The sequence below is a fragment of the Clostridium oryzae genome, assembly GCF_002029235.1.
GTDB lineage: Bacteria > Bacillota > Clostridia > Clostridiales > Clostridiaceae > Clostridium_AE > Clostridium_AE oryzae.
In genome coordinates, this window is record NZ_MZGV01000098.1 from 1 (window position 1) to 12034 (window position 12034).

Annotated in this window: 9 protein-coding genes; 2 read left to right on the top strand and 7 right to left on the bottom strand. The window is 34.1% G+C overall.

Features of this window, described 5'->3' with window-relative positions; genetic code table 11:
• The first annotated feature begins 269 nt into the window (after positions 1-269).
• Positions 270-656, top strand: coding sequence for a hypothetical protein (locus CLORY_RS21395; RefSeq protein WP_079428373.1), 387 nt, complete (start codon positions 270-272; stop codon positions 654-656).
• A gap of 81 nt (positions 657-737) precedes the next feature.
• Here the strand turns inward: CLORY_RS21395 and CLORY_RS21400 are convergent, their stop codons facing one another.
• Together CLORY_RS21400 and CLORY_RS21405 are read right to left on the bottom strand one after the other, a co-directional pair.
• A complete protein-coding gene (locus tag CLORY_RS21400) occupies positions 738-3140 on the bottom strand; it encodes a glycoside hydrolase family 94 protein (protein WP_079428375.1) in 2403 nt (800 codons plus the stop codon).
• 263 nt (positions 3141-3403) lie between these two features.
• The gene (locus tag CLORY_RS21405) at positions 3404-5470 is read right to left on the bottom strand and encodes a beta-glucosidase (protein WP_079428377.1); all 2067 of its coding nucleotides are present in this window, start codon (positions 5468-5470) and stop codon (positions 3404-3406) included.
• A 161-nt stretch (positions 5471-5631) separates the two neighbouring features.
• Here CLORY_RS21405 and CLORY_RS21410 point away from each other — a divergent pair, with 161 nt between their 5' ends.
• Positions 5632-6498 (top strand): AraC family transcriptional regulator, encoded by an 867-nt coding sequence (locus tag CLORY_RS21410; protein ID WP_079428379.1) that lies wholly within the window; start codon positions 5632-5634, stop codon positions 6496-6498.
• Positions 6499-6590: 92 nt separating this feature from the next.
• On the opposite strand, the gene CLORY_RS21415 is transcribed toward CLORY_RS21410, so the two are convergent.
• From CLORY_RS21415 to CLORY_RS21435, 5 genes are read right to left on the bottom strand one after another with little or no spacing between them, the layout of a single operon-like run.
• Complete coding sequence (locus tag CLORY_RS21415; protein ID WP_079428381.1) at positions 6591-7961, bottom strand: amidohydrolase family protein; 1371 nt, start codon at positions 7959-7961, stop codon at positions 6591-6593.
• Positions 7962-7975: 14 nt separating this feature from the next.
• Entirely contained in the window at positions 7976-9049 is a 1074-nt protein-coding gene (locus CLORY_RS21420; protein WP_079428383.1) for a polyamine ABC transporter substrate-binding protein, read from the bottom strand.
• A 47-nt stretch (positions 9050-9096) separates the two neighbouring features.
• Positions 9097-9873 carry an ABC transporter permease subunit gene (locus CLORY_RS21425; protein ID WP_079428385.1) on the bottom strand — a complete coding sequence of 259 codons (777 nt, stop codon included), beginning with the start codon at positions 9871-9873 and terminating at the stop codon, positions 9097-9099.
• A 1-nt stretch (position 9874) separates the two neighbouring features.
• A complete protein-coding gene (locus CLORY_RS21430) occupies positions 9875-10765 on the bottom strand; it encodes an ABC transporter permease (RefSeq protein ID WP_079428387.1) in 891 nt (296 codons plus the stop codon).
• Positions 10765-11844 (bottom strand): ABC transporter ATP-binding protein, encoded by a 1080-nt coding sequence (locus tag CLORY_RS21435; protein WP_079428389.1) that lies wholly within the window; start codon positions 11842-11844, stop codon positions 10765-10767. The genes CLORY_RS21430 and CLORY_RS21435 overlap by 1 nt, the downstream gene beginning before the upstream one ends.
• Positions 11845-12034: the final 190 nt, after the last annotated feature.

Sequence of the window (12034 nt, forward strand, 5' to 3'; positions counted from 1 at the left end):
CATATCGAGACGAACTGACATTCGATTTTTTATTAAAAAATCCGAATGTTTATTTCTTGCACCCTTTTTTAAGAAAAACATATCGAAACATTTAAAAAAACTATCTTGACATATTACCAGATTGCTCTATTTTATATAATGCTATATGCTTATTATCCTATTATAGAGTATACCATAACATAAAAGTTAATTTATCCTTTATTGATAAATCTTTCTTATTAACCTATAATTATTCTATAAATAAACCTATGGATCGGAGAATTTTAAATATGAAGAATAAAGAAAATAATGGTCTAGGACTTCCCATAGTATCGCTGTGCATAATTCAATTATCATTGTGGATAATAGCTTCAGTAAGCACAATTATAGCCATACTCTTTAGGGAATCTTTAGATAGAAACCTTGCATATATGGGCTACAAATCCAAACCAGTCCTTGAATCTGTTATTTATTTGATAATGTACCTTCTAATAATATTATCAATAAAGTTTATATTATCAAAAAATCTCTTAGGTGTACTTTCATATTTTATAGTATCTATAGCTGCTTTTATATATTCAATTATTGCAGACGGATTTAAAATAGATACTATCCTGCCAGTGGTATTTCCGATACTTATGATAGTGTTTATATTTAATAAAAAGGGTAGGAAGTGATTTCCGTCGGCTAAAAAATGCCTCCTCCAACCACTTCCTACAGCTATACTCTAGTCTTTACCACCCTATGATCTTGTAAAATTACATATATAGTATTATCTCATTCTCCTCTTTAAGCTGCTCAAAACCAATATGCTTATCCACTAAATCTTGCCCATTAAGCAAAACTTTTTTAACTCCTTTTTCGATATGGCTGTTATTCTTAACTGTTATATTAAGCTGTTTTCCTCTGAAATTCTTCTGCATAGTAAATCCATCCCAACTCTTAGGAATACAAGGTTCTATTTCTATTCCATCAACGCTTGGCTTTATTCCAAGGATTCCATCGACACAACTTACCATAACAGTAGATGCAGTTCCAGTAAGCCAATGCACGTGAGCTCTTCCTTCAAATGGACTGCCTTTGCTTTCAACAAACTGCCCATGAACATAAGGTTCCATCTTTCTTATTTCAGCCTTATCATTCATTTCAGCAGGGTTGCATTCCTGAAAATATTTAAAAGCTCTATCTCCATTGCCAGCTAAAGCTTCAGCTAATATAATCCATCCTTGTGTTTGTGAAAATATACCTCCATTTTCCTTTGTATATGGATTAAACAGCGTCATTAACGCCCCATCAAAGGTGTGATCCTTGTAAGGAGGATAACAAATCATTGTACCATGTGCTGTATTTAAGATTTTATAAACTGTATCCAAACACAATTTAGTTTGCCTTTCATCTGCAAAACCGCTTATTACTGCCCAGCTCTGAGGATTTAGCCATGTAGCTGCTTCCGGTTGAGTTTTTGAACCAACTATCTCTCCATTATCTCGTATTCCTCTGACAAATTGATCTTCTTCCCAGCAGTTTGTGTTTATGCTTTCCTTAAGTTCCTTCAATTTCTCATCAATATATCCTATATACTCCTCATCTTTAAGTCTTACAGAATATTTTTTTAATATTCTAAGAGCATAATAGAGCTGAAAAGCAACAAACGTTGATTCTCCAAGTTTACCAAGTCTTAAACAGTCATTCCAATCTGCATGGAGACCTGCTGGAAGGTTATGAGCTCCAAGCCTCTCCATGCTGAATTTAATGGCCCTCTTCAGATGCTCATAAACCGATACCTTTTCCTCTGTGTTTGCAAACACTATCTGCTCATTGATAAAATCTATATTACCACTTTCATTAATATATTTTTCAACAGTAGGGAAAAGCCATAATGCATCATCTGCTCTATAGCTAGGATGACCAGTCTCGGAAACATACTGCGCATCATCTGGAGTATTTTCATGTCCTGCATTGTGAGTAAATTTTACAAGCGGAAGTCCTCCTCCATTATCAACCTGCGCAGACAGCATAAATCTTATCTTTTCCAGTGCCATCTCTGGTGCTAGATGTATGATTCCCTGTATATCCTGAACAGTGTCTCTGTAACCATATCCATTTCTAAGACCACAATAAATAAAAGAAGCTGCTCTAGACCATATAAACGTAATAAAACACTGATATGAATTCCAAGTGTTTACCATATTATTAAAATTTTTGTCAGGTGTGTTTATCTGAAGATTGTTAAGTTTTCCATGCCAGAAATTCTTAAGTTCCTTAATTTCTTTTTCGGTTACAGATAAATCCTTATAAGCCTTCATTATATTGTTTGCTTTTTCATTATCATAAGCACCAAGCAAAAATACCATTTCCTTTGTTTCACCAGGCTGTAACGTGATATCTGTTTGAAGTGCTCCACATGGATTCTCATTATAATTTAATGAATTGCTGCAGTGACCGTTTTCTATATCTATCGGATTTGAATAGCTCCTATATGAGCCTACAAAAGAATCTCTATCTCCGTTGTATGCAGTTACTTCTTGTCCAACAAGCCCAAAAAATCTTTCAAGTCCGTTACTTCCCTTGTCATTCTTGTCCACATTTTCATTTATATGTTGAACTATTTTATTTTCAATATATTCTGTTCTAGTTATAAATTGAGTGTACTGAAGATTAACAGAATCTTGCTCATAATTACTATCAGTAGTAAACTCAACATATCCAAAAGCAGAAATATTTCTTACTTTCTTATCTTCATTAGTTACTTTAAACTTCCATACTTCATAAGTTTTATTCAGCGGAACATAATACAATGTATCCATTTTAATGTTATCATATGTAGATTCAAATCTAGTATATGCAGTACCATGATGACACTCACTCTTATACTTATCAAGGTTCTTTCCTACAGGCTGCCAGGTAGCAGACCAATATTCCTTACTGTCTCTGTCCCTTAAATATATGTATCTTCCAGGTTGGTCAGAAGCTATAGCATTAAATCTATAACGTATTATCCTGCCGTTTGCTCCAGATTTTACAAAACTATATCCACCTGCATTGTTTGAGATTATCGCTCCGTATTCAGGTGAGCCGAGATAATTAGCCCAAGGTGCTGGTGTATCAGGCCTTGTTATTACATACTCCTTGTTTTCTTCATCAAAGTAACCATAATTCATATTATCACTCCTACAAAATAATCATATAAAAAGGTGAGGAAGTGATTTCCGTCGGCTGGAAAATGCCTCCTCCAACCACTTCCTCACCTATGCTGACTCTATGCATTGACAAAAAACATAAATTCATAAAGAGTAAAATAACCACTACTTGTACTGGTTATATATAGCTAAATAAATAACACTTTATTAAGTTACAAAATTAGCGTAAGGTTGAGTGGTGCTTGAAGGGATTTTTCAGCCGACAAGAATCACTCAACCTTCTTTTATGAAAAATTCTTCTTAGCTTGTATATTAACTCTCTTTGAAGCTTTTATGTCTCTAGAAGAACTTCCTACAAGTATTTCAAAATCTCCACTTTCTACGAACCATTTCTTAAGTGTAGTATTATAATATGCGAAAGCATCTTTTTCTAATACGAAATTAATCTCTTTTTCCTCATTAGGTTCTAGATAAACTTTTTCAAAAGCCTTAAGTTCTTTGTAAGGGCGTATTACCTTAGTAACAATGTCTCTTACATAAAGCTGCACTATTTCCTTTGCTGCATAGCTTCCAGTATTTCTAATCTTAAGTGTTATTGTAAGCTTATCATCTTCTTTTATATTATCAGCTGATACCTTGATGCCTGAGTATTCAAAAGTTGTATATGATAATCCATAACCAAATGGAAAAAGTACTGGTTTCTTATAAGTATCATAATATCGATATCCAACCATTATCCCCTCTGAATACCATGAGGCATATCCATTTCCGGGATAAGTTCCATAGGCAGGTGTATCTTCTAATTTAAGCGGAAATGTTTCCGCAATTTTTCCACTTGGACTTACCTTACCAAATAGAATGTCTGCTAATGCACTTCCCCCCTCCTCACCTGTAAACCATGAGAACACTACAGCCTTTACTTTATCTATCCAAGCTGACATATCAATTGCTGAACCCGCCTGAACAACCACAACCGTATTAGGATTTTGTTCAGCTATATTTAGAATAACTTTTTCAAATATAGCTGGAAGCTTAATAGAGGTTCTGTCAAAACTTTCTCCTTCAATCTGAGAAGTATCCCCTACAAACAATAACGTTATATCTGATTTTCCGGCAATTTCCATAGCTGTATTTAATCCATTAACTTCAGAGGTATGTTCCCAATTTCTATATGCAGAAGAGTATTCGATGTTGAAATCTGCCCCTGCAGCATCTTTGATTGCCTCGAGAGGTGAAACTACATGTTCAGCATTAACACATGAGCTTCCGCCGCCTTGAATAGCTGGATTTTCTGCCATATCACCAATTACAGCTATATTCCTTACATTACCCTTATTAATTGGAAGGAGATTATCCTCATTTTTAAGAAGTGTAATAGCTTCAAGAGCTACTTCCTTAGCCAGCTTTCTTTGGTGTTCTACATCATAACTCTTATCTCTTTTTTTCCTGCTGTCATATGCCTTGAAAATAAAGTTCAGTAATCTCTCCACTGCTGAATCAATTTCTTCATCAGTTATTTCGCCTTTTTCGTAAGAATTTTTCAGGGACCCAACACTTTTATCACTGAATGGCATTTCCAATTCCAATGAAGCACTAAGTGCTTTTGCTCTATCATGAACTGCCCACCAGTCTGAAACCACTATTCCTTTATGTCCAAATTCTTTTTTCAATACTTCATCAAGCAAAAATTTATTTTCACTGCAGTACATTCCATTAAATCTGTTATACGCGCACATCACAGTCCATGGTTGAGCTTTCTTAACAGCTATCTCAAAGGGCTTAAGATAAATTTCTCTCATTGTTCTCTCATCTATTTCACTGCTGATGTTCATTCTGTCAAATTCCTGATTATTTCCTGCAAAATGTTTTAATGAAGTACCAACATTTTGACTCTGAACCCCATTAATATATTCAGCTGCAAGTTCTCCAGCAAGCAATGGATCCTCTGAAAAATACTCAAAATTTCTTCCGCATAAAGGAGTTCTCTTTATATTAGTTCCAGGTCCCAAGAGAACATCAATATCAAGGTTTACACACTCTTTTCCAAGAGCTTTTCCAGTTTCTCTTGCTAAATCCTTATTCCATGTGGCTGCTATAGCCGAAGCCGTTGGAAAGCAAACCCCTTTCAACGTTTCTTCATTCCAAGTAACACCTGTAACTACCCCTTCTAAAAGCTTTTTTTCTTCTTGAGATCTGTCTCTTACCTTTCTCACCCCGTGAGGTCCGTCTGATACTCTAATAGAAGGAATTCCCAATTGTTCCATAGGAACTGTACTCCAATTATCTTTGCCTGTAAGTAATATAAATTTTTCCTGCATGGTCATTTTTGAAATAATTTCATTAACTTTCATAGAAATCACCTTTCGTTTATCCTTTTTGTAATTGTATACACCTAGATTATGCTTTAATTATATTTCTTTATCTGCATAATTTCTCGCCAATTATAATCTGTTTATGGACAATTCTTGCTCTATTTAATATAATTTTATTATTAATATTAGGAGGTACTACTATGGGTGCTTTTTTAGAAACTAGATCTTACTCTCCAGAACTTGAAGCCAACATATTTTATTGCTTTAATAACAATTTTCTTGCACATTACCATATAGATGTAGAAATGGTTTATGTATGTGAAGGAAGTATATTGATAGGAGTAAATAAGGAAACTAAAGTACTTAATAAAGGTGAAATGGCCATTTTCAGTAGTACAGATATACATTATTATGACAGTGAAAACCGCAGTTCAAGTATAGTAGTTTTAATTTTTAGACCTGATATTGTTGGATGTCCTGCCGGCTGGCCAGAAAATGCTAACTTTGCTTCAGCTTTTATAGATAGCTCCATAATGAACAAGTTAGATAATAGTGTAAAAATGAAACTAAGAAGTATTTTTTATGAAATATCAGAAGAATTCAGATCTGAAAGGCCTTTCTTTGAACAATACATAAAAGGTAAAATAATAGAATTGAGTTCACTTTGTTTAAGACATTTTCCGACCTGTAACAAAACTCTCACTGATAAGCCAAAGAAAATACCTGATATACCAAAAATACAATATATAATAGATTATATTGAGAAAAATTATAATTCAGATTTAGATTTAAAAACTATATCCAATATAGCAAATTTAAGTCCTTATTATTTTTCAAGACTATTTAAAAAATTTACAGGTCTCACCTTTAAAAAATATCTTACAATTATAAGAATTGATAAAGCACAAAAACTAATAAAATCCACGCCAAAATCTATGCTGGACATATCTATGGATTGTGGCTACAATTGCGTAAGGACCTTCAATAGGGACTTTAAAAAGGTTAAAGGCTATGCGCCTACAAAAGAAAAATGGTTGTACCCTATGTCGGAGGGTTCCGTTCATTAAAGGCCTAAATGGCCTTTAACGGGTTATCTGCGAATGATAATGAGCGTGCTTAGATACCCCCCCGACTGCAACCATTTTTAATGCTCTAGCTCTTAATCTTTAGCCATTATAACCTTTCCTGGCAATATATCTTCTGCTAAGCTTCCCTTTTCTACAATTATTTTACCAGATACAATTACATATTCTATTCCATCAGGTTTAGCATCAGGCTCACCTTCATTAGGAAACCATGCATTATCTCTAATATTATCGATATCAAAAATAACTATATCTGCATCACAGCCTTCAGAAAGTCTTCCTTTTTTATCAAACCCAAATGTATCTGCAGGAAGCAAGGTACACTTTCTCACTGCATCAAGAAGAGTAAGTTCCTTTCGTTCCCTTACCATCTTTCTAAAAAACCTTGGGAAAGTACCAGCATTTTGAGGATGTCCGTCCTTTGTCGAACCGCTTAAACTTGGCCCAATATCCGTTGAGACCATGACGTAGTCTTTTCGAAGAGCTTCATATATTTCTGCTTCAACTCCGGTAAAGCATATAGCAGATTCATTTCTATAGTTTTCTCTTACTTCTTTATAAAGCTTTTCATCCATCCTTCTTCCCCTATACTTTCCAGAGGCCACTACTAAGTCTGTTACTGTCCATCCCATCTTTTTCATATAACTCTTATCATATATAGCACTACCTATATGAGTAGCAAATGACGTGTACATACCACTATCTACTGATATTTTGAGTCCATCCTGTCTAGCTTTGTCCACCAGTTCAAGTGCTTTCTCCATAACACCTGTTCCATACTGATATACAAAATGTGATATGAGAACATGAGCTCCTGTAACTTTAGCTATTGCAATTGCATCTTCTAAAGATTTCAAACTGTTAGGATTATCAACATTAGTGTGTATAGGTATTATACGTCCATACCTTGCTGCTATGCTGCTTAGTTCCATGATTTCTTTATAAGAAGATCCAGGAGCATATTCAATACCAAAAGATAATCCTATAGCTCCTTCATTAAAAGCTCTTTCAATACGATGACTCATTTCTTTTATTTGTATGTCATCAGCGGCTGAATATGGGTTTTCTATCCCAACTTCTTCTCTTAAGCTGAAAGAATGTCCTACAAGCTGAGCCTGATTAATTATAAAACCTGCCTGCTGAGCATCAAAAAACTCTCTTAAGTTTGAATGTCCTAACCCGCAGTTTCCGCCAACTGTAGTGGTTATTCCTTGAACTGCAGCTAACTTTCCTACTTCAAGATGTCCATCTATATGTCCATGTACATCCACAAAACCGGGGCTTACTATTTTGTTCATCGCATCAATTTCTTTTAATCCTCTTATATCATCATTAGTAATTATAGCTATTTTATCACCAGTGATTCCTAAATTTGCAGTTATAATTTGCTGCCTTTCAGGTATTACGAGGGTACCATTTTTAATAACTAAATCATAAACATTCATAGCGGCCGCCTCTTTTATTGCTGTTTAAATTCAGACCATATCTGATCATATATCTTAGAAGCACTTCCTACATCTTCAATATGTTCAGTCTTTTTCATTTCTGCTGTTGGTATAAACACTGCCTTATTATTTAAATACTCTTTAGACATGTATTTTTTTGCAGCTGTCGTAGTATTAACATATTCTGTCTGTTCTGTAGCCATGTCACTAATTTTGCCATTAAGCATAAAATTAATAAATTTATATGCGTTATTAGCATGAGGAGCCTTAACTGGCATTATAAAATTATCCTCTTCTACAGTCATTCCATCTGTAGGATAAACTATTTCTAAGCCTTTCTTGCCTTTTAGTGCCGCTGATGCTTGAGATCCCCACATAACACCTACAGTAGTATCACCATTGATCAGTGAATTGTGAGGCGTATCTGCATCAAACACCTTTACATTTGGTTTTAGTTTTGCAAGTTCTGCCTTAGCCTGATCAAGTTTAGTTTTATCAGTTTCATTTATGCTATAGCCTAGCTTCTTAAGAGCCATTCCTATTACTGATCTTGGATCATCCAATAAAACTAGCGAATCTTTAAGCTTTGAATTCCATAGATCTTTAAAACTTTGAATAGGAACTTTCACTTTGCTAGGATCATAAACTATCATTTGACTTCCCATAGTATAAGGAACGGAATATTTATTGTCTTTATCAAAATTTTGATTCAAATAAGTTTTATCTAAGTTCTTAAAATTATATATCTTTGATTTATCAATCTGCTTCATCAATACATTATCCTGATTAGACATAAGTTTGATAATATAATCAGCACATATTATTACGTCATACTGCCCCCCATTAGCAGCCTGAAGTTTTGAAAGCATTTCCTCGTTAGTGGAAAAATTGGTGAAATTTACTTTTATACCTGTTTCTTTTTTGAATTCCTTTATAACATTGTCTGGCACATAGTTTGCCCAAGTATAAAGATTTAGTACCTTTTCCTCTCCTTTTGGCTTACTGCTTTTTGAGCATCCTGCAAATAGTGATGCTGAAATAATTACTGTTGTAAGCAGGCTTAAAATTTTAGTAGATTTTTTTAGCATTTGTAACAACCCCCTTATAAAAATTAACTATATATGTATAAATATTTCTATTTATCTGAATTAATACTTTGAGAAACAATTAAAACAATCAGTGTAACAAGCAGCATCAGAGAACACAATGCGTTTATTTCCGGAGATAATCCAAACTTCAGCATAGAAAATATTTTAAGCGGTAAAGTTGTGCTCTCAGGGCCTGCTACAAAAGAATTTATTATCACGTCATCCAATGATAATGCAAAAGATAACATAGCTCCTGAAATTACTGCTGGGAATATCAATGGAAGTATTATGGTTCTGAATACTGTAAAACCATTTGCTCCTAAGTCCCTTGCTGCATCTTCTATAGATTTGTCAAACCCCGCCAGTCTTGCTTTAACCATTATAAGTACATATGGAATACAAAATGTAGCATTTGATAAAACCATAGTACCAATTCCAAACCGAGCATTAAGCTTGGAAAAAAACGCCATCAGTGATATACCCATTATTATCTCAGGTATAATTATAGGGATATATAATAACAAATCGATAAAGCCTTTGCCTTTAAAGGTATATTTATACATACCAACCGCACCTATAGTTCCTACGATTGCTGCCACTAATGTGCTAAAAAAAGCAACTGTGATACTCGTCTTTAGCGCATCAAGTACATTGGTATCTTGAAGTAGTTGAAAAAACCAGCTCGTCGTAAACCCTTGCCATGCAGCTCCTGTCTTAGCTGAGTTAAATGAATATACTACTACCACTAATATAGGCACATACAAAAACAGAAACATGAGTATAAGATAAGCATAAGAAATTCCTTTATAGGTTCTGCCTTCCATGTTAGAACACCTCCATATCAACTTTTCTGCCAACAAGCTTTATGTAAATGCCTATCAAAACCAGAGATAAGACAATCATAACTATGGAAAGTGCAGCTCCAAAAGGCCAGTTTCTTGCTGTTGAAAATTGATTTCGTATAAGGCTTCCTATCAGCATTACTTTGCTTCCCCCCATCAAATCTGATATGAAGAATAAACCAACGGATGGAATAAATACTAGTATACATCCTGCTACTATACCAGGCATAGTGAGTGGTACAGTAATTGTTAGGAATGCTTTTACACTAGAAGCCCCCAAGTCTCTTGCTGCCTCTAAATAAGTTCTATCCATCTTTTCAATTGAATTGTACAGCGGTAACACCATAAATGGTAAAAGTGTATATACCATTCCAACTAGAACAGCTCCGTATGTATAAAGCATTTTAAGCGGTTCTTTTATTATTCCTATTTTTATAAGGAAATTATTAATTAGCCCTTCAGTACTTAAAAGACTCATCCACGCATAAGTTCTTATCAAAGAGTTTGTCCAAAAAGGTACAATTATCAGCATCATGGCCAGCACCCTGAATTTTTTAGGCACTCTCGCAACAAAATATGCAAATGGATATCCCAGTGCTAATACTAGTACTGTTGTTGTAAAAGCCATATTCAGTGAGTCTATAAAAACTTTAAAATAAATAGGATTCTTCATCGTTATGTAATTATCTAAAGTTGGCTTAAAAATAATCTCTCCTGCATCAGATCTTTGCATAAAACTTATAAAAACTATATATATAAGTGGAACAAGTACAAGTAGTATCATCCACAGCGATATAGGTCCTATTGACACAAACTTAGATAAAAATGCTTCAAACTTGTATGAAAATTTATTAGCACTCTTCCTCTCGCTCATTAATTTTCACCTTCCTCTGGTATAACAACCATATCCTCAGTATCCCAGCTGAGCCATATGACGCTTTCGGTTTCAGGTATGTCCAACTTCTTATTATAGTTATTTATAAGTATCTCTGTACCATCTTCCAGCACAGCAGATGTCTTGATTATAGAACCTGCATATCTATGTTCTTTTATTGTTGCTTTAATCATATACTCCTCAGATTTTTCATTAGAAAATCTTATATTTTCAGGTCTGACTGATATAACCATGCCTACACCTTTTTTTAACTTATATCCGCTAACATTTATTTTTCTTCCGTAACAATTAATCACTGCTTTGTCACCCTGTTCCTCAATGACATTACCAGCAAACAAGCTTGACTCTCCGATGAATCCTGCAACAAATTTAGTTTGTGGTTTTTCATATATCTCCTTTGGCGTTCCAAACTGCTCAATTATACCACTATTCATTACAGCTATCTTATCAGACATATTCAAAGCCTCTTCTTGGTCATGTGTAACATATATAAATGTTATACCCAACTTTTTTTGCAGTCTCTTAAGCTCCACCTGCATCTGCTTTCTAAGCTTCAGATCTAAAGCTCCAAGTGGTTCATCCAATAACAAGACCTTGGGCCTATTGATAACAGCTCTGGCTATAGCAACTCTCTGCCTTTGTCCACCACTAAGCTGATCAGGCTTTCTTTTTTCATATCCTTCAAGCTTTACAAGTTTCAGCACTTCTTCAACTCTGCTCTTTATTTCACTTTTGCTAATTTTCTTAATCTTAAGTCCATAAGCTATATTGTCATATACATTCATATGTGGAAAAAGAGCATAACTTTGAAATACTGTGTTTATATCTCTTTTATTTGGCTGCTCATATTCAACATTCTCACCCTGAAGAAGTATTTTTCCGCTGGTAGGCATTTCAAAGCCAGCTATCATCCTTAATGTAGTTGTCTTTCCACATCCACTAGGACCTAATAGAGTTATAAACTCCCCCTCTTTTATGTTTAACGAAATATTATTTACAGCTTTTTGTTTTTCAAAAATCTTTACAACATCAATAAGTTCGAGAATATATTCAGACACTATACTACCCCCCTAAAATCATTGCCGACGACATTGCTAAAATATTATCAAACTTTAACAAGTCTTATCTTTTATTAGTTACTTATAAATAGTATCAGGTTTATAAATGAATGTACATACAATTAAACATTTTTATATTAACTTTAGTAAAATATATCAATTTGATATTACATTGTAAATAATATATGAA

Excerpts from the sequence above, each read along its gene's own strand:
- CLORY_RS21395 (WP_079428373.1), top strand. The coding sequence starts at position 270 with ATGAAGAATAAAGAAAATAATGGTCTAGGACTTCCCATAGTATCGCTG.
- CLORY_RS21400 (WP_079428375.1), bottom strand. The coding sequence starts at position 3,140 with ATGAATTATGGTTACTTTGATGAAGAAAACAAGGAGTATGTAATAACA.
- CLORY_RS21405 (WP_079428377.1), bottom strand. The coding sequence starts at position 5,470 with ATGAAAGTTAATGAAATTATTTCAAAAATGACCATGCAGGAAAAATTT.
- CLORY_RS21410 (WP_079428379.1), top strand. The coding sequence starts at position 5,632 with ATGGGTGCTTTTTTAGAAACTAGATCTTACTCTCCAGAACTTGAAGCC.
- CLORY_RS21415 (WP_079428381.1), bottom strand. The coding sequence starts at position 7,961 with ATGAATGTTTATGATTTAGTTATTAAAAATGGTACCCTCGTAATACCT.
- CLORY_RS21420 (WP_079428383.1), bottom strand. The coding sequence starts at position 9,049 with ATGCTAAAAAAATCTACTAAAATTTTAAGCCTGCTTACAACAGTAATT.
- CLORY_RS21425 (WP_079428385.1), bottom strand. The coding sequence starts at position 9,873 with ATGGAAGGCAGAACCTATAAAGGAATTTCTTATGCTTATCTTATACTC.
- CLORY_RS21430 (WP_079428387.1), bottom strand. The coding sequence starts at position 10,765 with ATGAGCGAGAGGAAGAGTGCTAATAAATTTTCATACAAGTTTGAAGCA.